The sequence below is a fragment of the Ancylomarina subtilis genome, assembly GCF_004217115.1.
Taxonomy (GTDB): Bacteria; Bacteroidota; Bacteroidia; order Bacteroidales; family Marinifilaceae; genus Ancylomarina; species Ancylomarina subtilis.
Genome location: NZ_SHKN01000001.1, coordinates 1,187,161 through 1,211,245 on the forward strand (window position 1 = coordinate 1,187,161; position 24,085 = coordinate 1,211,245).

A 24,085-nucleotide genomic window follows, 5' to 3' on the forward strand; every position below is an offset into this window, starting at 1 on the left:
TATCGTATCAGAACCTAACGAAGCAAGCAGGTCCCCTATTTATATTCACTCATCTGCTTCACAACAAACCGTCTGCATGCCTCACCATCTACAAGTTCGTAAGCAATTTGTCTCATTCCTCCAGTCGGATTGGCATTGGAATCGCCATCCTTGTATATAGGGAAACGCTGTACCAATGAACGTTCAACAAGAGCAAACTCATCATGCCCCATATACCCTAGCTTGATTTTCGTATTCTGAGCAACGGGTTCAAAATAAATTCGACTCATCGATTTTTTATTATTCACCGAATAAGCAATCACATCACCATAACTTCCACTCCCATCTGAACAGGTATAGATTAACACTTCCGGCGAACCATCTGAATTCAAATCTTCAATTTCAGCATCAATCACTCGCCCGTCAATCTCTATATTTTCAACACTATTGTCCAGTTCCAATCCCAAAGGGACAATGCTAAGCATCCGGCACGAATCATTTTGTACCGATGAGATTCTAAATGCAACACCTTGCAATTCGAGGAATTTTGAAAACAAAGTTTTATCAATCTGACTGCGATCCAGCTCTCCATCTATTTTGGTATACTCACCTGCGAGGCTTGCACCTCCCGAGCAATAAAAAAACAAAACACCACTATCCGCGGGATCTTTAGTATTCAGCTTTATGCTTTGATTCTGAATCGTGAGCAACACCTCTTTCCCGTCAACACGAGTTTGGTAGAGATTATCGTTCTGCTTGAAAAATATAGCATCAAACGTACAGGTCGGATTCTTTTTATCAGCTCGTGAACGAACTGATAGACTAATCTTATTTTCTCCGGCTTGCTTTATCGAAACAGCCACCCAGTCGTAACCTTCATTTCTATTGACATAACCATCCGAAACATAATTCCCGTATATATTTGCACTTTGCTCCTTATCAGTCTGATTTTCAAACTTGCCTTTTCCTTTCTTTTGAACTGTATTTTTACATCCACCAAGAACGACTAGGCCTAAAGCTGTCGTCACAACAATTGTTTTTAATCTTATCATAATCCGTTCTATTTGCTAATGAAGTTAATATCTAAGCCGAAACTTATTTCCCCTCAAATTTAAACATTATTCGAACTTATTCTCATGGATAAATTCGCAATTAAGGCTTTTACACGATTCAATTCCTGCCATTCGATATATTCAAGACGTAGCTTTTTCTCATCGTGATTTTTGAATGGCTTCCTCAAGATTTTCAATGCGCTTGCTATCCATTACTTTTTGGTAACTATCCAACGAAACGTCTATCTTTTTATCCCGGATGCGTTTCAAATTTTCGAGGTTGCGCGTCCATCTATCCAATACCTCTTGCGAAACCTTATAAGTTGTGGATGGCGTAAACATTCGCGGGGCTATTAGTGCATCAATTCCCAAAGCTTTCAGTTGGTGTTGCAATTGCGGGACATGATCAACACCAAAAACAAAAACGATTGTACGGGCATCTCCCCTATTAGCCAAACCATTCTCAACGGCACGTCGGTTACGTTCGTGCCAGCTCCCGGCAGCAATTTCGGCAAGAGCATCAGGTCCAATAATTTTTTCATACAGGGAGTCTAATAAACTTAAAATAGCCTGATCGTGCAAAGTATCGTAAAACGAAGTTTTTTTCGAAGCCTTCATTCTATCTTTCAACTCATCCACCAATTGTAAGCGTTGCTGTTTTACTGAAGGAGGATAATGATTATAAGCCATTGTCTGAGTCGCAAAATCGAGCCTCCAATCAACAGGTATAAAACGATAGTTCAACTCACTTGCCATCTCTGCCAAAAATGCCGCCTCAGGAGGAAAGTAGCCTTCCATAGCTTGATTAAATGCATCAGGCGTTATCTCTCCACATACTAAATCTGGCTTTAGCGAACGAATTTGTTCCAACAAATCATTAAGAGAATAGTTCTTATCAGGATTGAAATGCATATTATGAATGGATCCAATCAGGTACACTCTGGGTTTTATAGTTCGTGTATCTTTCCCAATTATTTGTGAAAAGATACAGAATGGGAAAAAAATTAAACTGATTAATAAAATCTTTTTAAACATCTTTTATTTGTATTAACTAAAATTACTTTTTCATTTCTACAGGATTGTCCTCTTATTTCTTTTCTCGACATCCCCATAAGTTCCCCAAAGGGATTCCACAAAACCTATCTCAACCCCATACAACTTATATATTGTACGGCTTTAATGAATTAGATATCATTGAACAAATCCCATTCTCATTACCTGACTAAAGTGTTGAGAACACTCATAAATGAAATGCTATCAAAAATAAAAATTATATGAATTAAACAGTATTTATACAAGAGGTAAAACGACAAAGCAAATCAAAATAGAAAGACTCTACATAATAAAACAAGAAAGGCTCATTTACAAACCAAAGACACAAGGCTAGCAAGCTTTATATAAGAAAATTTGAAGCACAAAAAAGAGGAGACCTCAACTTAAGATTTCCTCTTCTTTTTGATTTAACCCCACACCCTTCCCTTAAACAGGACTCATCGATTTTGTCATTTATGACAATCAGTCGGCACTAAATCAATCATTGCGCCTCTCTATTTATTTTACCCCGATTGAAGGAGAAGTAGATGCCGGCAAGGCTAATCAGTGAGAAACTCACAAAACCCCATTTCATCGCAGTCATAAACAGGGTGTTGGGCACCTCCAAAATAGACTGATTGCCAAACATGGCGGCAAAAAATAAGGTGGCAATGGTCATGCTTACAATTTGGCCAATCACCCGCATGGTGGCCGCAGATCCCGAAGCTAAACCGTATTGGTGTTTTCCCACAGAGCTCATAATGGTATTCATATTGGGTGATGAAAAAAAGGCAAAGCCAAGCCCAACCCATATCAATATGGCAACAATGAACCCAATAGGCGTAGTGTCCGAAAGAAATGCAAAAGCAACCAGTCCCAGTGTGCACATAGCCATTCCCAGACTGGCTAGATAACGGGATTGAATGCGGTCGGAAAGACGGCCAGCCAATGGCGAAAACAGGGCCATCACAATAGGCTGAGCAATTAAAACCATGCCCGCATCCCGGGGTGACAGTCGTTGTATCTTTTGAAGATATAAACTTAGTAAAAAGATAATGGCAAAGGTGGCACTGTAGTTAATTAGAGCCGCCAAATTTGAATAGGCAAACAAGCGATTACGGGTATACAGTCGGGTTTCGATAACCGGCCTTGCAGATTTATTTTCAATTAGCCAGAAAATAATAAGAGCCAATATCCCACCCCCCTGCATCAACCATCCGGATACCGAAGGAATAAATGACGAACCATAAACGAGTAAGACCAGCCCCAGCATGTAAAAAAAAGTCCCTTTTAGGTCTGTTCTTTTACCTTGGGCCTCGAAAATTGTGTCTTTCCCCAGGAAGAAAAAGGTTAGTAAAGAAGTGAATAAACCCAATACCGAAGCCACAAAAAATATGGATCTCCAACCTATAAATTCTGTCAAAAAACCACCTGCGAAAGGGCCAAATGCAAGCCCTAGATAAACTGCAGATACAGCTATACCTAAAACCCTTCCCCGGTTTTTGGGCGAAAAAGCCGAGACCAAAATGGCGGGCCCGGTAGTACTGGTTAGGGCTGCGCCCATGCCCTGAATGTAACGGAAAAAAATAAGCCAAAATCCCGAAGCGGATAAACCACAAGCCAGTGACGAAAGAGTGAAAATAAGCACGCCCATTTTAAATAGTCGCCGAATGCCTTTCAGATCGCCCCAACGACCAACAGGTAATAAAAACATAGCCGTAGAAAGCAAAAAAGCCGTAACCACCCAACTCAATGCCACAGCATCAAGATGGAAACTTTCTTCAATAGCAGGCAAGGCAATATTGACCGACGAGATCAGAAAAGTCCCCATAAATGAGGTCACCGCGACGATACCCATTATCGAAATTTGATTTTTGGTCCAGAGCATTCTTTTAAATCAATCAGAAATGAATGAAATTAAATGGTCATAATTTAGAATCAATAACAAATTAAATAAATATAAAATAGAAACAAACCGCTCAGGCCTGAATCTCATAAAGCATTGACAATCTGACAAAAGATTCGTAAATTGAGGATTAGACTCAAAAAAGCCTGCCTCTTTATGCGATCAATATTAGGACATAATGCCTAATAAAATCGCCAGACCTCTCAATTATAAATCATAAACAAAACTCACAAGCTAATCATCAGAACCTAAAAACCATGTCTTGATAATCAACTGCGGTTTTTATCCCTCTAATGTCTCCCACTCAGTGGCGGACATCTTTTCATTATCATTTTTAAATTCAACTTTTATGAAAGCTTTTAGTATTTTATTGTTGTGTGTGTTTCTAAGCACCACTTCTTTTTCGCAGAAAAAAAGTGGAACCGTGTATTCCGACCATGAGGCCATAACCAAAACCAGAGAACTCTGGAAAGCATTTGAAGCCGGAGATGCCGATGCTTTTTTAAGTTTTATGTCGGATACGGTTAAGGTATTTGTAAATGGTAAAATGGTTAATTCTTCGAAAGAACAAACTGTAAATTATATCAATTATTACCGGGATAATTATGACCATGTTATGATTCAGGATGACAAACCCGCCTATCCCGATGCAATCGATTATAAAGGATCGGGCCTTTGGGTACAGGATTGGGTCAAACTTACAGGCACACATCGTGAAACCGGAATTAATCTTGATTTACCTGTGCATCATTTGTATAGTTTTAACAAGGATGGTAAAATTACTTCGCTTCATTATTATTTTAACAATGATGTGTTCGAAGAAATTCGAAACAGCCAAAGAACAATAGAGAATGGGAAACTCTACATCAATCACCCTTATATTGTAACAGTTCGAAAGTTGATGAATGCTTTCAGGGAAAAGGATCTGGATAAATGGGCGAGTTTTTTCGATCCTAAAGCGCGTTTTGGCAATTCAGCAATGAAATTTGGGAAAACACTTGATTTGGAAAACCAGATGGAAATGCTGAAAAAAAGCAGGTTTCTTCAACCCGAAACGAAATTCAAAATTACACAGATTGGCTACCCCGATTGCATGTATTATGCAAAAAATGATCAGTATGTGGTGTATTCCTGGTGGCTCTACACCGAGTGGGATAAAGATAAAAAAATTGAGGTCCCCTACTTGCTGGATTATACCTTTAATAAAGAAGGTAAAATCATCAGAGAGTTTGTTTGGTACAGCAGCAATCAATTTAATGAATAAGGTTTGATAGATTGTTACACCCCTGTTATAATAAGCCCCGCAACAAACTGTTGCGGGGCTTACTAAATGTGCTAAACCTAGCTATCGGGAGGCATTTAAGCGTTCTAATCGCTTTGCTCGTCTCGCTTTTCGTTTTTTCTTTCTTCTCTCCTTTGCAATTTGAGCTTTGCTTTTAAGTTTAAGCTTCTCCCGGGGGAAAGTGACAAAGGAATCTTCATCACTTGAATTCGCTTTTGAATCCACGAGTTTTATACTCATATCAGCTGCAGGAACCATCACCGATGAATGATGTACTCGAACGGCCTTATTCGTATCCTGAGCATTTACGAACAATTTATTGCTTCTATTCTGAATATCAGACTCAGACCAGTCGCGACTTTCAACAGGTCCGGTCTCGTATTCAAGATCGATATCCGATATGGGATTATCCTTATAAAGGGGATTGATCTTTTGCTTACGACTCCCGCCAAAAGAAATTCGCACACCAAAATTCACATTAAACATCGATAACGAAAGATTTTCATTCTGAAGAGGGAGTTTGTTCGCTGCATCCAAATCAAGAATTCCATCGGCACTGATCGCTTCAGATAAATCCCGGGTCTGATAATTCATATCACTATTTATGCTGGTAAGGTATTCCGAACTGAAATAAAGATTAAGCCCCTGAGCAATATTGGCGGTCATGTTAGCACCCAAACGGGTCATAAGCGCAGTGCTCTTGTAGGCCTCTAAACTGGTAATCATGATATCCGTTTCGGGATACATCATAAAAGACTGTGGGGAATTCACAATTGACAAACCGGAACGTCCATAAAATTCCAAAGAAAATCGGCCCAAATTCAAATTGTATTGAGGACCAATATCAAAAGAAGTTGTACTTAACTCGTGACGACTGGGAGTTTGATCAAGCCCGATACGCTGTTTGTGATTGTATTGACTGTAGTTGGCACTTAAACCGATTGATAACTTTTTACCAAACCGCTTATGAATTAATATACCACTATTAAACCCATCTTTTAGAAAGATATTCAATTCCCCTTGAGGAAAACTCAATCCATTAAAAAAACCGATGGTGTAGGGTTCAGCCTTTCGCAAACTCATATTTGGCCTTATATCCCGAGTTAGATTATTGTCTTGCCCGAATACAACGCATACAATCGTGACCAGTACTAAGATGAAGAAGATCTTTTTCATAGTTCAGGATTTAGAAGAAAAGGCCAAAGTCTTCATCATCAAGATGAAGGGGGTTCTCGGTATTCCTTAATATAGTAAAAATCTTCTTAATCAAGAAAAAAAACACCTGCTAAGAACTTAATAGATAAGACTCAAACAAGTTCATTCCAACAAAAAAAAACATGTGATCAGAAATCGTATTTTACAAAAAAACGCTTCATATTATTACTATGAAGCGTTGAATTCATTCTATATAAGCAGGTACAGAAATCCCGAACAGACGTTCAACTTTCCTATTCACTATTTCGTCCACCACTGTTTCGGGCAATATCATCTATAGCTCTAACTTCGGGTCCTTTTTTGAGTCTCATACTGAAATCCGTAGCGAGTCGGCCTTCGCTCTGCTTGCCGTCATTGTTTCTGGTGATAAGCGCAAACGGACAGATACATTGGCTTTTGTCAAGACTTTTGCTGTAAGCTGTTGGCAATCGTCCCTCCCCATGTTTACCTCCGCTATTTCTCGCGATATCAAAAGAATCTGAACTTGAAATTTGCTTACCAGAAACCCTCTGATCATTCTGATCGGTAACAGGCTGTTTCGAGCTAAGCTCGTTGGGATGATTTTGCTTTTGGGCAAAACTCATCTGAAGACTCAAATACAAGACTAAAATTAAGGCGATGTATCTCATAACTATAAGATTTAGTTAACTATAACGATGGTAAAATATTCGATTAAAGGGGTACTGATACTATCTTCCAAGATAATAAAAACACAGTACTAAAAAAAACAATAGAAACACGAATATCCTTATCAGTAAGCTACAAATATCGTCTTACTCACCAGATATCAGTTTTCAAGTCATTGAGGGCTATAAAAATTTGAAAATATCCCGAATAGTCGCATCTTAAAAACTAAGAAAAGAAACGCCTAAAATTTACCGACAAGCCTTCTTACAAATCCATATAATACTTCATTGTTTTTTATGGATTTAGAAAAAACTTTTCGATTTTTGCAGAAAATAAATCAAGCTTAACATGGATCAGGAAAAATATCAGAAATTACGCGAACAACTTATTGAGTCAACCCAATGGCCATCACTATATATGTTTAAATTCATCATTCCCAATAAGGATGAGAAACTTGACGCTGTGAAAGCTATGTTTCCAAAAGGAACAAAGTTTGCTTTTAAAACATCTAAGGATATCCGTTTCATTAGCATTACCGTTAAGATAAAAATGAAAAATGCCGATGAGGTCATCGATATCTATAGTCAAGCCAATAAAATAGAAGGTTTATTAGCTTTATAAAAGTCATAAATTCAAAGAGTCAAAAGGTCAGAAATACAGACGTTTTGACTTTTTATATTTTTAAAAATGCCTCCATAGTTTCAGGTGTTGAATCCAAACTCAATTTCCTTGTCAATTGCAAAACCAAAGGCATTTCCAATCCGGCCTGTTCGAGCAAGGCCTCATCCTTTAAAAGTTCGTGAGGATGACCTGTAGCCAGAATTTGCCCCTCTTTCATCACCACCAATTTATCAGCCCATTCGTACACAAAATTGATATCGTGAGTCGAAATGACAAGGGTCTTTTCTTGTTGATGCAATTGATCTAAAATCTGAATGGTATTTTTCTTTTGCTGTGCATCCAACCAGGCAAAAGGTTCATCCAAAAGCAAAACTTCAGGCTTGCAAGCCAAAACTCCTGCAATGGCAACCCGCTTTTTTTGCCCGTAACTCAACTGATGCGGAGGCTTGTTCTTTAACTCCTGCGTTTGTGTCATAGCCATCACCTCATTCATACAAGCGTCCAGCTCCTGACCTTTCATGCCTGCATTTATGGCACCAAATGATATATCCTTTTCAACAGTTGAAGCAAAGAGTTGCACTTCCGGATCCTGAAATACATAGCCCACCTTAGTAAACAGTTTGTTTCTCCCCTTCCGTTTGCACTTTTGTACGTCACCATCGAAAATATAGCGTCCGGTTTGCGGAAAATGAATCCCACACAGACATAAAAACAGAGACGATTTTCCCGAACCATTCTCTCCTACAACTGCAAGTCTTTGTCCTTTTTCCACAGTCAGACTAACCCGATTAAGAGCTAATGTTTGATTGGGATATTCAAAACTGACATTTTCTAGTTCGATATAAGCCATTTTGATTTACTGATGTGTTAGTGTGATGATTTGATAATTGGATAAAATCTATTTTTAAGTAAAAAAGTCACAATTTTAGTTGCCCCAGCACAATCAAGCCTATCATTAAAATCGCAGGAAAAATGAATCGTTTTGCCTGCAAAGAACCGTGTTTGTCGATAAAGCGCATTTCTCCTTTATACCCTCTGTTGAGCAAGGCCTGATGGGAAAAATCGGCATGTATGAGGGACTTTATTAGTACGGATGAAACCAACATGCCCAATGCCCGAATAGATGAGCCAAAACTAAGATAAGCCATTCGCTTCTTTTGAGACAAATAACATTGTTTGGAAAAAGACAGTAAAATGGTGATAAAACGAAAAGACAAGACAAAAAGTTCAATCAACAAATCAGGCAATCTCATTTTCCTCAGCAAATATTCGATCTCATCAATGGGACAAGTAAGTATCAGAAAATAGAACGCAAACATAGCCCCCATCGCTTTTCCCATGATGTGAATTCCCTTCGCCAAACTTAAATCGGAAAAGCCTATGTAGTAGCTGCCAATCTCAATTGAATAAATCGCCTCAAAGTTTTCACTGCTAATGATACAAACGATACTAAAAACTGCCACCAACATAAAACTCATGGGCAATGCAGCTATCTGTAACAGATCTTTTAATGATAAGCCCTGATAAAAGAAAAAAGCTGAAATACCTCCCAGAATCAAAAAGGGCACAACAGGGTTATGCGTCAACAAACTACCCAAAAGAAAAGCCACGAAGAAAGAGAACTTTTCGAAAGGATGCCAGGTGAGTTTGGCTTGTAGCAGATTGTATTTTTCGCTTATAAACACGCTAAGTAGTGAATTATGAGTTAAGATTTAAACGTTCAGATTTTAGATATCTCATTAGAATTCAAAAATCACAAAGCATTATTGCAATGCTTTCTTCTTGCCTTTATAGTAGCCAATGACATAGGCAACAACTCCTGTTCCTATAGCAGCCTGCAAAGAAAACAAAAGACTCTCAATTTCGCCACTTGGTGGTTCCCAGATATTCGAAAACCAGGGCTTGTAATCCGGTTGTGCTTGTGTGATGTAATCCTCCGCCAAACCATCGGCTCCCATAAAGTCAGCATGAGGTAAAAAATATAGGGTTAGCACCACAATTAAGATTATAGCGCATATCAAAAGCAGGTTGCTCGTTTTATTCGTCATCATATCTAATTTACATTATCATCTCTTCAACACATTAACTTCTCTTCTTGTATTGACTTAAAAAGTCGAAACGCGTGGGCACATGATCGGACAATAAATTCAAAATCACGACGGTTAGCAAGCCTTCGATTATTGCAATTGGAATTTGTGTGAGTCCAAAAATGCTCACAAACTTATAGAAGGCTGTGGTCACACCATTTACCACATCGGGGTGTGCAAAAGCCAGCTGTGCCGATGTGCACACATAGGTTGCCATATTCCCTACAAAAACGGCAAGGAAAACAGCCACCTTTTTATTCAAACCCATCTTATTACTGAGGAAGAAGATCAACCAGGTAAATACGGGTCCGATAAAGGCCATTGAAAAAGCATTGGCTCCCAAAGTGGTGATCCCACCATGGGCCAAAAGTAAAACCTGAAATAAAAGCACCAGAACACCAATAACCGACATCACCCAGGGACCAAAAAGTAAAGCCCCTAAACCCACGCCTGTTGGATGCGAACAGGAACCACTCACCGATGGTAATTTCAGAGCTGACAATACAAAGGCAAAAGCTGTGGCCAATGCTAAAAGCAATTTCAACTCCGGTTTCTCAACAAGTAGCTGCTTGATCTTTCTAAAACCCAGAATAAATATGGGCAAGTAAACCACCGACCAAAACAGTGACCAGAAAGCAGGTAAAAAGCCCTCCATTATGTGCATGCTAAATGCAGGTAAAGGCGATAATATCGCTAGTATTATTAATAATTTCTTCATTTTTTTAGTTTAACTCAGCCTTGATCTCTTAGGCTAATCATATACTGTCTGATATATGTCGCTACCCTTCGACTCCGCTCAGGGTACCACATCTTTTTTCTAAACGTATACAGGTGCAAGCACTCTGTCAGTTTATATATTATATTTCAGCTTAACATTTAAGATGTACCTTGATATTCGAACTCCAATCAGGGGTCAATTAACACATCATCATATCGACGCATCAACTATCTTAAATTATTTCCCCTTTGATATTCATCAGGATCAATTCTATTTTGTAATCTGCAATTTCTTTTTCAAGCACTTCATAACACTTGCCTTTCAGATATTTGTAAAAAAGCTCCATTTCAGTAAAAGGGAAAATTCCTTCCAGATCCCGAGCCATATTCACCTCTCTAATCTGATCGATATATGACGCGTCGTAATTGGCTTCCTCAGCCATCCGAATCAGAAAATCCTTATTAAAAACAACCTTCTGACTGTGCGTATCCAAATGACCTTCGGCTAACTTTACGGCCTTGCCCATCATAATTCCCATTCTCACCTTTTCAATACCGCTCCCATTTATGGCATGTAGGGTATCACCAATAAAATTCCCGTATTGAATGTAGCCATGCTGTGGCATTTCAGGGAATTTCTGCTTCAGATAACGCTCACTACGGCCGCCCGAATTAATAATCACCTCACGACTGCCATTTTCAACGGCAAAACGCACATGCTTTTTAATTGTCTGAACGTAAGCTTCTGCAGAGAACGGTTTCAAAATCCCCGTAGTTCCAATAATTGAAATGCCTCCCTCAATTCCCAAACGTGGATTAAAGGTTTTCTTTGCAAGTCTGGCTCCCATGGGTACAAAAATTGAAACATCAAGGCCTTTCGTTAATTGATATGTGTTCAATATCTGATTTAGCTCATGTTCAATGATCTTACGAGGCGTTGGATTGACTGCTGGTTCACCCACAGGAATTTCCAAACCCGTCTTCGTCACTAGACCAACACCTTCTCCCTTAATAAATCGAATTTCTCCTGTCTCATTAAAGCTGATTCGACAACCAATCTCTGTTCCATCTGTCACATCCGGATCGTCACCCGAATTCTTAATCACCGTACAAATTCCATATTCGGGGGTAAACTCTGTACAATGTATAGGCATCATGGCTTCCCTGTTATTAGGCAAATCAACGCGCTCCCATCCTATTTCTTTCTGATCAATTAAAGCTTTCAGTGCTGCTTTCGCCGATATCGCTGCACAAGTACCTGTGGTATAACCATGGGCCAGATCCAGTCGTTTTATACCAAAAACAACATCCAAATAGGATTGAAACTCCGATCGGGTTTTGATTATTTTATCGTATTCCGGCAAATCTGGTCGCTGCACGATGAACAGTGGAATTTTATGCTTTATGGCCAGCTCCATCTTTTTATCAAGTAAACCCGAATAACCACTCTCTTTGGTTAGGATAGCCTGAATACCATGCGCTTTTATTAAGTCTTCTTCCTCTAACAGATTTTCAAAACGAGACGAAACGATCAATCGCTCCACTCTTACCTTTGCCTCATTTGCTATACGAATAGATTCCGGAAAGTTGAGAATACGAAACCAGATGTCGCATTCAGGTAGTGCTTTCTTTATTTTTGGAAGATTTTTAACCCCAACCAAAGAAAGTACCCGTTCAATAGGTCTCTTCTGTATCTCTTCGATACAAGCATCCATCGATGGCAAATAATGAATGTGTTCATCATCTAACCTTTCGACAAATTCACGTTCTATTCGAACGATGGCAATATCCAATTCACTCGCAACACGATGCAGGTTACAATGCAAGTCTGCTGCAAAAGGATGCGCGGCATCGACAATTAATTTAATCTCCTGCGATCGGCAGAATTCGATCATCTCCCCCTCATTCATACCAGCTGACAAACACACAGCCATCTCCGAAATAAGAGGGTGGCTATTGGTCTTGGTCGAATAATAAAATGGCTGCTTCAGGTCGCTCAACCAATTGGCAACTTTGCGTCCTTCTGTCGTTCCTCCAAATATTAAAATCTGCCTTTTCATTCAATTATAGTTAGCAATCAATAATTATCAATTGATGATAGTTGTAAATTGCCTTCGACTCCGCTCAGGCACCAAATCAACACATCACCAAATCCCCATATCATCGAATTAGCTCTTCTCTCTAAAAATATGTCTGAACGTCGGATCGTAGAGTTTCGAACGGTTCTTTCTATTGTCAATGGCCTCTCCCACAACAATCATGGTGGTTAAAGTCAATTCATTTTCTTTTACAATTTTGGCTAAGTCTTTCAATTTCCCTCTCCAAATTTTTTCTTCCTGCCAGGTTAGTTTGTAACAAATCGCAACCGGGGTTTCCGGTGGATAGGCTGCCAGCAAATCAGCTTGTACCTGATCCACCAAAGTCGCGCTTAAGAACAGACAAATGGTCGACTGAAACTTTGCCAGTTCGGTCAATTTCTCTCTCTCCGGCATAGCCGTGCGCCCTTCCCCACGAGTTAGAATAATAGTCTGTATACGATCAGGAATGGTAAATTGTGATTTCAAACGAGCTGCTGCTGCCTGAAATGAAGAAATGCCCGGAACAATTTCATAAGACATCTGATGATGATCAAAATAATTCATCTGTTCCTGAATGGCGCCATAAATACAAGGATCGCCCGTATGCAAACGAACAACCGAATGCCCCATTTTATAATGTTCATGCATGATATCGAATTGCTCTTCAAGCGTCATCGAAGCTGAATTTCGAACCACACAACCTTCTTTAGCATACTCTGTCAAACGACGAGGAACCAAGCTGCCGGCATAAAGAATCAAGTCAGCAGTCTGCAAAAGCTTCTTTCCTTTCACCGACACCAATTCCGGATCGCCAGGACCAGCCCCAACAATCGTTACAAAACCCGCTTCCCTTTCCTGACGAACATCCATTGCCAAGGCTAGAGTGAAGTGCTTACCCAAAGAATCCACATGTTTCGATTTCTCAACCAAGAGACTATTTGCTCCCGATGCCAATAGGGCTGCTGCCTCACTCACATTATTTGCCCCGGTTGCCGCATGTGCTGCTTCTGAAAACAATAAATCTGCCTCTATCTCATTCAGATCTTCAGCTTGATAACAATTGAATGCCAAATCGTATTTTTCACTCAGAGCTTTATAAGCCGCTTCATCCTTTTTCAGATCAACCGTATTGATAGCCACCAATGAATGCTTTGAGTAATCCTTTTCTTCAAGGAAATTTAAAACTTGCTCTTCGTATTCTTCAGGATTGATATTTTTTTGTGCACCTGTTCCCAAATGCAAACATTTGGGGCGAAAAAATAAGATTGGCAGAGTGGTCTCGTACAGCTTTGGGGTCACCGCAATAATTAAATCAAATTGCTGAGGATTGATTGCTGAAAACTCATAAAAGACCTCAACAAAATCAGGAAGCGTTCTTTCCAACTGTTCGGTTCCCTCATCCTTAATATCGAGAAACAAAGCCGTTCTCTTACCATTTACGAAAGCTGCGATAAAATCATTTTCTGTACTGTTGAAATACTCATTGGTCCATTTATATTTCCTACCGATAATATCCAAAGCCCATAAATTAAGCGTATCACTAGCAGTGGTAATCAGTGCTATTCCACCCGATATATTGGCAATGGTTTTAGCCAAATGATTCGCACCACCTTTATGCCCGGACAAAACGGATTGAACGTACTGTCCCTTCACATCCATATTAATAATGCCCGGGTCAATCTGTTTGTCCCGAATAAATGGGGCTATAGAACGGACACATATTCCCAGTGCGCCTACAAATACAAAGGCCTTATATTGATTAAAATCTTTTTCAAGAAAGCCGTTTATCGACTCAATTTTTGTTGTTCCCTCATAGGCTCCAACCGAAAAAATCTCAACCTGATCCAGTTCTTTACGAATTGTATCAGCGACTTCAAGCGATTGCTTATTATTTATGATTATGGCTATTTTGTCCATGACTCTATATTTTTTTGAAGATCTCAGTGATCTAAAAACCACCTCCCCTGTCCCGATAAATCGAGCTCGGGTACCCTCCTTCCCTTCGACTCCGCTCAGGGAGCTGGAGGAGAAATCAAATTACTTATTAGTAATATTTTAATTTTCTAATTCAACACATCATCGCATCTCTTTTATTGCCTTTAATATTTCAATTGGGTTAAAATCACCCAATTGTATGCGACTTGATTTTTCCAATCTCATCCCTAAATCAAGGGCTGACTCCTTAAATTTTGAAAGGGTTTCATCGCTCACAGCATTGAATACGATACATCCATCAGGCTTTAAAATCGTGTACAGTTTTTGCATCATTTCACTCAGTCTGCCACCATGACCACCAATAAAAATGCGATCTGGCGCTGGCAAAAGGTCAAGATCCTGTTCAAAGAAATCGCCATTATGAATCTCAATTCCCGGAACATGGAAGTTTTTCATGTTATCCCGAATGATGGCATCGGATTCTGTTCGTTTCTCAAAAGCAAGCACCTTCAGCTTGGGAAATGCTTGCTTGGCTTCAATAGAAACCGAACCTGTACAATAGCCCACATCCCAAAGTACCGAAGCCGCATCCAATTGCAGACTCGACAAACTGGCCAGACGAATCAAACTTTTGGTCATCATCTTAGGACGCCCTTCAAGTCTTCGGAAGGCCTCATCCGGAATACCAAACTGTCGAATAATCGGTTCTTTCTGAACAAGAATCATACAATTGGGATGAACGAAATCGACCTCTAAAAGTTCTTCAATGCTTAACTTCTGACAGTTCTGATTGGGGCCACCTAGCTTTTCACCTAAATAGTAATCGTAGTTATCAAAACCGTAATCCAATAAATATTGTGCAATGGTATTGGGTGTTTTTTGTCTGTCAGTTAAAACCCCAATCATCTGCTCGCCCCTGATGAGTGGCAAATCAATCTCCGCCCAATCGCGCCCCGTTAAGGTGGCAATATGCATTTTACCATATTCCAATTGATAATGATGTGCCAAAAGTTGCAGACTATTGTGTGCCGGAAAAACCTTAAGCTCAGCATCCGGGAATTCACGTTTTATTGTATTCCCAATGCCGTAGAATAGTGGATCGCCCGATGCTATGACCACAATGGTCTCATCAATTTGTCTGTACTGATCGAAGACATCAGTCAAAGGCACCGTAATATCAATCCACTCAGAATTCTCAGGCAAATAGTCCTGAATCAACTCTTTATGACGTATACCTCCCGAAAAGAAACGTGACTCAGCTATATACTGAATCGCCTCTCTGTTCAGGTTGGGATGTGGCATATCGGTAATGCCTATGATTACAAATTTAGACATCACGACCCGGTTTTAATTCTTTAGCATCATCCAGACTTAATACCGAATTAACGATAGTTGCTGCCAATGTTGATCCCCCTTTTCGGCCTTCGATAATGACAGCTGGCAATTTTGCGAAACTCTTCACGCGATGTTTCGATTCCTGTACATTTACAAAACCAACCGGCGATGCAATAATACCCATAGGGGCGAAATTCTTCGAACGCATTAGGGCTGTGAGTTCGATAAGCGCTGTTGGTGCATTGCCAAAGACATATAAAGCATCGGGATGATCTTCAACCGCAAGGCGAATACCCGCTTGTGTGCGAGTAATCTTGTGCTTTTCGGCTAAGTCAGCCACACGAGGATCGTGTAAATAACACTTCACTTCGATACCCATTCGCTCGCAAGCTGCCTTTCGAATACCGGAAGTTATCATGGTGACATCCGTAATAATTACTCCGCCATTTTTCAACTTATCATACCAAACATTCATGGCATCATTACGCACTTTCAACAAATCAAGCATTTGAAAATCGGCAGACGTATGAATCAAATGCAATAGAGCCCACTTGGTCGCCAAAGGCAGATCTTTTCCTTTTAACTCCTCAGCAATAGTTGCAAAACTTTTCTGCATGATTAGCGGTCCCGGCTTACCATTCTCACTGTATTTGCCGTAATAGCCCCGTGGGGTTATAAATTTATTATTCTTCGATATATAAGATTGTGAGTTCCCAATCACAACCAAGCTGAACATATCCACTTTTTCAAGATCAACATCAGCTAGTGTACTCATCTCAATATGCTCCTCATCACGTCCAACCTGACGCACAATTGCAACAGGTGTTTCAGGGCTGCGCTCCTCAAGAAAAATTTCCTGTAAACGATAAATTTGCCAGTATCTCCCCTTACTTTTGGGGTTATATAAAACTGTAACAAAATCGCCAAAAACAGCAGCTTTTATGCGTTTTTCGATCAGTTCCCAAGGCGTTAGCAAATCGGATAAAGACAAAATAACCGTATCGTGACCAATAGGGGCTCCCAGTTTTGCAGCAGCAGCCTGAAAAGCAGAAATACCCGGAATCAATTCGATTTCAACATTCGAATCACGCTTTTCAGCCATCTCGTAAATCAGTGGCGACATGCCATAAATACCCGCATCTCCTGAGCTAATCACAGCCACTTTTTTGCCTTGCTCTGCATATTCAAAAGCGATCTCAGCACGTTGGGTTTCTTGTTTCATACCCGTATCCAAACACGCCGTTCCCTCTTGAAGAAAGCTTTGAATAAATTGGAAGTAATACTTGTAACCAATTACCACATCTGCCTCTTTAATGGCATTGATAGCTGGGTTTAAAAACATATTGGGATCACCCGGCCCCAAACCAACGATATATATTTTTCCTTGCATAATTCAATTTTTGATCTGTGATTTGAGATTTCTAACACCCCTCTGTCCTTCGAATATTTGCTCACTCTTTAATTTTTAACAATAGCGTTCGCGATCCATCGGATTTCACTGGAAGGGAGAGTTAAAACCTTCACACTTTAACCTTTTTACTTGTTCTCTTTATCCTTTTTTAAGCTTCTTCAGAATAATGATGGTGAAATAGGGAATTCTTCTATCACGAATTTGTTCAACATCATCGGTGATAAATTCCTTATCGGTTCCCAAATATTCTCCATAAAATAATTCAGGCTTGTGCTCTAAAATAAAGTCTGCGATCCATGTCTTTACTTTCGACACTTTCATCAACACGATGGTGTCATTTTCGTTTAAACGCTTCAATAAATCTTCACGGCTATCCACATTCGGATCAACCAAAACTTTATCGCTTAAAGTGCAAATGGGTCGTTTTGATTTAGCTCCTGCCAGAATAAAAGCTGGTACACCCGGAATCATTTCATATGGAATCCCATTTGCTTTCAGATGTTTTAAGAGATAGGCGAATGTGCTAAAGAAAGAGATATCACCCTCACTCACTACTGAAACATGAAGATCCTGTTCAATATCAGACTGAATTTTCTGAAACAATTCAAAATAAACGCCCTCAGCTTCCGATCTGTCGTAAGACATTTTCAAAGGAATCGGGTGTAATTGCAAATCGTTCAAGCCTAATTCTTTCAAAATAGGTAGGGAAAAACTTGAATTCCCTTTTGTCTCAGACACACTAGCCGGGTAATAAATCTTATCCGAATGCTGGAGTGTTTTAAGCGCCTTTATTGTAATCAATTCTGGGTCGCCTGGTCCTAAGGAAACCCCATATACTTTACCTTTTATCTTTGACATATTCTTATTACTTGTCGGTCTTCTGTTGTCAGGAGTCGCCTTTATCCTTTATCCTTTATCCTTTATCCTTTATCCTTACTAATGCTTATGATCGTGAGAATGTCCGTGATGATGGTGATGGCCATGAGAATGATGGTGGTGGTGGTGATGAGAACAAGCCGAAGGATCTCTACTCTCTATCAAATCAACTTTCCCATCTTCAACTTCTTTAAGTCTCAACATCAGAATATCAATCAACCTATCACTCTCGCCAATTTTAGGGCATAGAATAAATTCCTTTTCAGGATGTTTCAATTTGAATGCCTCTATGCTTCTGATGGCATTATCCAGATAAACGCCCGGGAAGAAAATGTAGGGTAAAGCGATAATTCGCTTGAATGATAATTGATCCAAAATTGACAGGGCTTTGTCAACCGATGGAAAGGTCATACGGGAAGTGAAGGCATTGATCATGAATGGCATTTTCAATTCTTCCTGAGCCAGTCGGGATAACTTGAGCATATCACCATTGGAATCAGCCATAGATGCACCAATACCAATTGGGAAGAAAACCGTATCGCTCATATCTTCATCAGAGATGCTATTCTTAATCAGATCAATTGACAAGTCAACCATCTCCTGACAGACGCCAATATAGTTGGCCAATTTAATACTCACCTCATGCTTTTCCTGAAGCTCATGCAGCATATTCGGAATATCAGAAGCAATATGCACGCCATTGAATAAGAAAACCGGCACGGCAATAATTTCCTCTACACCTTTAGCTTTAAGCTTGCTGATGCCCTGCTCAAAGTTAGGTTCCGAAAGTTCCAAAAAACCATATTCAACTTCGTAATCGGTGATTGTGTTTGCAAATTTCTCTGCAAATACTTTAAATGCTAATTCTCCAACTTGAACGCGCGTCCCGTGTCCGCACAGTAAGATTCCTTTCATAATTTTAGATTTGAGTTGTGAGCCATGAAATAATTAACTTGACTCATTCACTTTTCACTCTTTAACTTTTAGACCTTTCGACTTTTCAACTTTCAGACCTTAATAAGTCATCTGAGCTTCTTCAGCTACAGCCATCAGTTTATCTGATATAGAAACCACTTCGCCTACAACCATAATGGCTGGCGGACGAAAATCCAATTCTTCCATTTTTGCAACGATATTATGCAACTCGCCTTTCACAACTTCCTGTTCGGGACAGGTGCCCCATCGAATTAGAGCTACCGGAGTTTCTTTTGAGCGTCCGTGTTCCATCAAATTGTTGACGATAGTTGGCGCATTGGTAATACCCATATAAAAGACAAGGGTATCGATGCCTGTCGAAATTTTATCCCATTGCAAATCTCTTTCGCGGCTTACCGGAGGGTGTCCTGTGAAAAAAGCAACTGATGAAGACACATTGCGAGCCGTAACCGGAATACCGGCATAAGCAGGCGCAGCAATCCCCGAAGTAATCCCGGGAATCTCTTCAAATTCAATTCCGTTCTCAAGCAATTTAATCGCCTCCTCGCTCCCTCTTCCAAATACGTAGGGATCGCCACCTTTTAAACGCACAACCGTTTTTCCCATCTTGGCATAATCCACAATCATTTGATTAATGTCTTCCTGCGGACAGGTGTGTTTCTTGTGTTTTTTACCCACATAAATGCTTTCACAAGCGTCTTTGCAATAGTCAAGCAATTCAATATTTACCAGGTAGTCGTAGAATACGACATCGGCAATTTTTAAGGCTTCAGCAGCCTTTACGGTTATTAAGCCCTTATCTCCCGGGCCCGCGCCGGTTATATATACTTTTCCGTTCATTGTTCTTTTCTTAATATCTCAAAAGTGTTTATCAGCTTTATAATTCCCAGGTATGTCCATCAATCTTATCCAAAAAGGCTTCCACCTTCTCCAGTAGATTGTCTTTCATAAATGCCTTCTTTTCCTTTTCACTTAATCCGGTAGTCTCTTTGACGAACTGATTTCTCAGACGTCCCAATTCCATAACCTCTTCTTTCAAAGAGTTATCAAATTTCTGATCGAGATATTTACGGATTTTCTTAGCTAAATAGGGGTTTTGGCCATTTGAAGAAACAGCTATTTGAATATCGCCACACTGGCTTGCTGCAGCCGGATAAAAATTGGAATAAGCCCTTGAATTAACAGAATTAAACAGGATCGATTCTGCCTCGGCATCAGCACCTATTCGAGAATTGGTTTGGGAACAATCGGTTGCTGCAATCACCAGAAAAAAACCATTCACATCATTTTTCTGATAGGTACTTTTCAAGTAATGAAACGTCCTTGCCTCATGCATGGTCTGTAATTCAACACTCAAATTTGGGGCAATAAGCGTCACCTCAGCTTCTGCCTTAATCAAAGACTTCAACTTTCGTTCAGCAACTTTACCTCCGCCTACAACTAAACAATTTCTGCCCTTTAAATTCAGGCTTACAGGGTACCAGCTCATCGTGCATTTGTATTAATGAATAATTCGATCTTAAAAAAAATCGATAGCACGGTAATCGAACGTCTACGAATTGGGGTGTAAAAAACTATTGCAGATGATAACATATCAACAAACAACTCCCTTCCCCAAGAGTTTTAGGTTTGATTACCATTTTGGCAGGTTTCCTGACTTGTTTCGTAGATCGAATGATCGGTTTCTTTCCTTCCCATCCGCGAAATGCGAACAGTGGATGTGGTAAAAACCATAAAAAACTTACAGTAGCGGGGGCTGTCCCGGATTTTAACCGGATTCCCTTTTAAAGCTCAATCGAAGATGAAGCTTTCACCAAAACTGTGTCAAATGTAGTGGTTTTTTATTCGCTCCAAAATGAATTCAAGATTTTTTTAGGCTTATTCATACTTGTTATAAAACAGCAAGCTTCTGTTTAGAAATTGAAGAATACACTAGAACATAATAAGCCTGCTTCATTCATAAGGAATTCAGCCAATTTAGAAGCACTTCTTTTATCATTCCATCATAAATTGCTTATCTATGCAGAATAAATCCATAAAAGAAACTCAAACAGCACATGCCTTCACTTCAAATATTATCCATTGCCCTTTTAAGCCTTTATGTCATTCTCATTGTCGGTTCATCCCTCTTTTCGAAAAAGAGTGACTCAGTAGAAGGCTATTTTCTGGCCAACAGATCCCTCTCATTTGTAGCACTCGCAATCACCTTTATCGCTTCGTGGTGGGGAGCCGGATCAGCAATTGAAACAGCCGATCATTCCTATCAAAATGGGATCAGTGCTTTTTGGATATACGGCATGCCTGTCCTGTTTTCAACCGGACTACTCTTTGTATTTGCCAGAGCCATCCGAAAAGTGGGCAGCATCACCCAACCCCAACTTCTGGAAGAACGCTATGGCAAAGCTCCTGCTTTAATGCTTTCAGTTCTGATCTTTCTTTTCATGACCATTACGGCAGCCTCCCAAATTGTGGGTATTGGTATTTTCTTCGAAAAATTTCTGCACTTAGATTATAAGTTATCGGCCATTATAGGAACAGCTATTGTCCTCCTTTATTCCTTTTTTGGAGGATTTAAGGCTGTGGTTCGAACTGATATTATACAATTTGTCTTTCTTTTGTCCGCTTCAGTATTGGTTTTCGGATATGCTTACTATTACTCCGGAGGCGTATTGGCTATCGAGAATATTGCAAAAAACAAACAATTAACACACTACTTTTCATTCAGTTACCAGCTCTCAAACAATATGGTTTATATTATCACCTTTGGCAGCGCCTGGATGATACAAGCCAATGTTTGGCAACGCATATCAGCGGCGCGTTCTCCCCAGGATGCGCGTAAAATGATTGGACTCAGCTTTCTGGTCTATATTCCGCTTTATCTGATGGTCACTTTTACAGGGATGCTCGCTCTTGGTTTGTTCGATGAAATGCCACAAGGTGGCGTTATTTCAGGCATCATCAATAATTATATGCCTCCCTTGCTTGGAGCATTGATATTTGTGGGCATTTGCTCAGCCATTATGTCCACCATGGATTCATTGATTAATACAGGTGCTATGGTACTCTGTGTCGATATTTATAAGAATAAATTCAAACCGAATGCCAAACAAGACCAACTCGTAATTATTGGAAAACTAGGAACTATTGTAGTCACTTTTATCGCTCTGTTAATCGGTCTTGAAATTCGTTCGATACTTAAAGTTTCCTGGCTGGCCGCCGACCTGCTTTCAACCGGTGCTTTTGTGCCTTTAATTCTGGGCTTTATCTGGAAAAGAGGAACAACCATTGGAGCCATGTCATCTATGGTTTTCGGGACTGTTTTCTCTCTATATAATCTGTCTGTGGCTTTGGGAGCCAAACTACCCTTGCCTTGGGAAATTGGGACAGCCAAACACGTTTTGGTGGGAATGCTCGGCTCAGCCTTAGTTTATTTCATTGCCAGCTGTCTCAGCAAAGCTGAGACAGCTAAATCAGCATTATTTATTGCTAAAGCTGCGCTTAAAGAGTAAGAGGTTATGAGAGGGAGGTGCTTATAAAGAAGAGGGAAATAAAAAAGGAGCCGACAAGAAAAAATCCTTATCGGCCCCGGAATAAAAACAAATGAATTTGTCTCTTTATAGTCTTAAGAAGCCTTATTCATCTTCTCTAACATCGTTTTTAAAATCACATCGTCTGTTACCTCCATACCTTCGGTGGCCAAACGACCTATATTACGTATTGTCGCTTCAACATCTTCATCAACAATACCATCCACATTACTTAAACATTGACTGTTTAAAGCCAATAGCGATGATTGAATTCCGGCACTCACACTGGCTGAAATTTTATGAGCACAACTCGAGTTGGCTCCATCACAAATCATCCCCGTAACACTACCCGTCATATTCTTTAAGGTCGAACTCAAATGGGTCAAATCGCCTCCCATCATGTAAGTGATACCACAAGCAGCTCCTGAAGTCGACAACAACACGCCACATAAAGCCGACAATTGTCCGATGAAAGATTTCATATGTATTGAAATCAACAAGGCCAATGCCAATGCTCTTAATAAAGTCTCTTCATCAACCTTAAGTTTCTCTGCAACAACCATAATGGGTAAAGTCAGACTCATCCCCTGATTACCACTACCACAATTAGACATTACGGGCATAGAACAGCCAGCCATTCTGGCATCCGAACCCGCTGCAGCCATCATAACCGACTTATTAATGATATCCTCAGAAAGAATGCCTTTCTCGATACTCGTCAACATCGATTTACCGACCTGCAAACCATAGTTCCCTTTAAGACCTTCCTCTGCAATTTTCTTATTCAAATTAACACCTTCAAGTAGAAACTGAAGCTCAGAAATATCAACCGTCTTTATGAAATTATAAATAGATTGAACACTCCAGTCTTCTTGCTCTTCGGTAATTTCTTCTGCTGTTTTTAATTCCTTCGTAAAAATCACCTCACCATTGCGTTCTACTAAAACGATATTCTCATGTCTGTCCTGAATAACGACACGACTTGTATCATCGCCATTATAACAAATACACTCGACGTGAAGCTTAGGCACATCATGCAGCATATGGATTTCCACCTTACCTTCACGCACAAAACAGTTAGCCTGACTTGCTATTTCTTCGCTGATATTTGTAAAAATCTCCAAGCCATTTTTAGAATCACCACCCAGAGCTCCCAAAGCAACCGAAATGGGTAATCCCACCATATTGGATCCTGGTATGCCGACTCCCATTACATTTTTGAAAACATTGCCACTCACCTTCATTTCTACGCGTTCAGGTATAGCATTCAATGTTTCTCTTGCCTTGGCAGCTGCCAAAGCAATTGAAGCAGGTTCTGTGCAACCAGCGGCTGGCACAAACTCCTTTTTTAATTTTTGTAAGTAAACGTCCTTCATTGTTGTTGTTTATTAAAAGCAAGTAATCACTTTTAAATTAGGTTAATAATGATAATAAATGCCTATTGGCATTTCTATCAGCTTTTAATCTCA

General features: G+C 39.9%; 21 protein-coding genes and 1 riboswitch. Of the genes, 3 read left to right on the forward strand and 18 right to left on the reverse strand.

Annotated features, from left to right (window positions below; translation table 11 throughout):
- Positions 1-35: 35 nt before the first annotated feature.
- The 3 genes from EV201_RS04865 to EV201_RS04875 all read right to left on the reverse strand — a co-directional run bounded on the left by EV201_RS04865 (position 36) and on the right by EV201_RS04875 (position 3,951).
- Entirely contained in the window at positions 36-1,031 is a 996-nt protein-coding gene (locus tag EV201_RS04865; protein WP_130306260.1) for a PliI family lysozyme inhibitor of I-type lysozyme, read from the reverse strand.
- Between the two features lie 159 nt (positions 1,032-1,190).
- On the reverse strand, positions 1,191-2,066 hold the full coding sequence (locus EV201_RS04870; protein ID WP_130306261.1) for a hypothetical protein: 876 nt from the start codon (positions 2,064-2,066) through the stop codon (positions 1,191-1,193).
- Positions 2,067-2,565: 499 nt separating this feature from the next.
- The gene (locus EV201_RS04875; RefSeq protein WP_130306262.1) at positions 2,566-3,951 is read right to left on the reverse strand and encodes an MFS transporter; all 1,386 of its coding nucleotides are present in this window, start codon (positions 3,949-3,951) and stop codon (positions 2,566-2,568) included.
- A 367-nt stretch (positions 3,952-4,318) separates the two neighbouring features.
- On the opposite strand from EV201_RS04875, the gene EV201_RS04880 reads away from it, so the two are divergent.
- Positions 4,319-5,233, forward strand: coding sequence for a nuclear transport factor 2 family protein (locus EV201_RS04880; protein WP_130306263.1), 915 nt, complete (start codon positions 4,319-4,321; stop codon positions 5,231-5,233).
- A gap of 81 nt (positions 5,234-5,314) precedes the next feature.
- On the opposite strand, the gene EV201_RS04885 is transcribed toward EV201_RS04880, so the two are convergent.
- Positions 5,315-6,427 carry a hypothetical protein gene (locus EV201_RS04885; protein ID WP_130306264.1) on the reverse strand — a complete coding sequence of 371 codons (1,113 nt, stop codon included), beginning with the start codon at positions 6,425-6,427 and terminating at the stop codon, positions 5,315-5,317.
- 272 nt (positions 6,428-6,699) lie between these two features.
- Positions 6,700-7,095 carry a hypothetical protein gene (locus EV201_RS04890; RefSeq protein WP_130306265.1) on the reverse strand — a complete coding sequence of 132 codons (396 nt, stop codon included), beginning with the start codon at positions 7,093-7,095 and terminating at the stop codon, positions 6,700-6,702.
- 346 nt (positions 7,096-7,441) lie between these two features.
- Between EV201_RS04890 and EV201_RS04895 the strand changes: the two genes are divergently transcribed.
- Positions 7,442-7,714, forward strand: coding sequence for a DUF493 family protein (locus tag EV201_RS04895; RefSeq protein WP_130306266.1), 273 nt, complete (start codon positions 7,442-7,444; stop codon positions 7,712-7,714).
- Between the two features lie 52 nt (positions 7,715-7,766).
- On the opposite strand, the gene EV201_RS04900 is transcribed toward EV201_RS04895, so the two are convergent.
- The 12 genes from EV201_RS04900 to EV201_RS04955 form a co-directional block, all read right to left on the reverse strand.
- On the reverse strand, positions 7,767-8,564 hold the full coding sequence (locus tag EV201_RS04900) for an energy-coupling factor ABC transporter ATP-binding protein (protein WP_130306267.1): 798 nt from the start codon (positions 8,562-8,564) through the stop codon (positions 7,767-7,769).
- Between the two features lie 67 nt (positions 8,565-8,631).
- Positions 8,632-9,399 carry an energy-coupling factor transporter transmembrane component T family protein gene (locus EV201_RS04905; protein WP_165389586.1) on the reverse strand — a complete coding sequence of 256 codons (768 nt, stop codon included), beginning with the start codon at positions 9,397-9,399 and terminating at the stop codon, positions 8,632-8,634.
- Between the two features lie 78 nt (positions 9,400-9,477).
- A complete protein-coding gene (locus tag EV201_RS04910; RefSeq protein ID WP_242610456.1) occupies positions 9,478-9,765 on the reverse strand; it encodes an energy-coupling factor ABC transporter substrate-binding protein in 288 nt (95 codons plus the stop codon).
- Positions 9,766-9,796: 31 nt separating this feature from the next.
- Positions 9,797-10,519 carry an energy-coupling factor ABC transporter permease gene (locus EV201_RS04915; RefSeq protein WP_130306269.1) on the reverse strand — a complete coding sequence of 241 codons (723 nt, stop codon included), beginning with the start codon at positions 10,517-10,519 and terminating at the stop codon, positions 9,797-9,799.
- Between the two features lie 232 nt (positions 10,520-10,751).
- Entirely contained in the window at positions 10,752-12,578 is a 1,827-nt protein-coding gene (cbiD, locus tag EV201_RS04920) for a cobalt-precorrin-5B (C(1))-methyltransferase CbiD (protein WP_130306270.1), read from the reverse strand.
- 108 nt (positions 12,579-12,686) lie between these two features.
- Entirely contained in the window at positions 12,687-14,513 is a 1,827-nt protein-coding gene (gene cobM, locus EV201_RS04925) for a precorrin-4 C(11)-methyltransferase (RefSeq protein WP_130306271.1), read from the reverse strand.
- Between the two features lie 159 nt (positions 14,514-14,672).
- The gene (cbiE, locus tag EV201_RS04930; RefSeq protein WP_130306272.1) at positions 14,673-15,866 is read right to left on the reverse strand and encodes a precorrin-6y C5,15-methyltransferase (decarboxylating) subunit CbiE; all 1,194 of its coding nucleotides are present in this window, start codon (positions 15,864-15,866) and stop codon (positions 14,673-14,675) included.
- Positions 15,859-17,256, reverse strand: a complete 1,398-nt coding sequence (gene cobJ, locus EV201_RS04935) for a precorrin-3B C(17)-methyltransferase (RefSeq protein WP_207224388.1) — start codon at positions 17,254-17,256, stop codon at positions 15,859-15,861. Before cobJ ends, cbiE begins: the two co-directional genes overlap by 8 nt.
- 159 nt (positions 17,257-17,415) lie before the next feature.
- Positions 17,416-18,135 carry a precorrin-2 C(20)-methyltransferase gene (cobI, locus tag EV201_RS04940; protein WP_130306274.1) on the reverse strand — a complete coding sequence of 240 codons (720 nt, stop codon included), beginning with the start codon at positions 18,133-18,135 and terminating at the stop codon, positions 17,416-17,418.
- A 78-nt stretch (positions 18,136-18,213) separates the two neighbouring features.
- Positions 18,214-19,068, reverse strand: coding sequence for a sirohydrochlorin chelatase (locus tag EV201_RS04945; RefSeq protein WP_130306275.1), 855 nt, complete (start codon positions 19,066-19,068; stop codon positions 18,214-18,216).
- A gap of 99 nt (positions 19,069-19,167) precedes the next feature.
- On the reverse strand, positions 19,168-19,929 hold the full coding sequence (gene cobA, locus EV201_RS04950) for a uroporphyrinogen-III C-methyltransferase (protein WP_130306276.1): 762 nt from the start codon (positions 19,927-19,929) through the stop codon (positions 19,168-19,170).
- Positions 19,930-19,966: 37 nt separating this feature from the next.
- On the reverse strand, positions 19,967-20,578 hold the full coding sequence (locus EV201_RS04955) for a precorrin-2 dehydrogenase/sirohydrochlorin ferrochelatase family protein (protein ID WP_130306277.1): 612 nt from the start codon (positions 20,576-20,578) through the stop codon (positions 19,967-19,969).
- 137 nt (positions 20,579-20,715) lie between these two features.
- Positions 20,716-20,922: riboswitch (cobalamin riboswitch) on the reverse strand.
- Positions 20,923-21,146: 224 nt separating this feature from the next.
- Here EV201_RS04955 and EV201_RS04960 point away from each other — a divergent pair.
- Positions 21,147-22,598 carry a sodium:solute symporter family protein gene (locus EV201_RS04960; RefSeq protein WP_130306278.1) on the forward strand — a complete coding sequence of 484 codons (1,452 nt, stop codon included), beginning with the start codon at positions 21,147-21,149 and terminating at the stop codon, positions 22,596-22,598.
- A 113-nt stretch (positions 22,599-22,711) separates the two neighbouring features.
- Here EV201_RS04960 and EV201_RS04965 read toward each other — a convergent pair whose 3' ends face one another.
- The gene (locus tag EV201_RS04965; RefSeq protein ID WP_130306279.1) at positions 22,712-23,992 is read right to left on the reverse strand and encodes an L-cysteine desulfidase family protein; all 1,281 of its coding nucleotides are present in this window, start codon (positions 23,990-23,992) and stop codon (positions 22,712-22,714) included.
- Positions 23,993-24,085 lie beyond the last annotated feature (93 nt).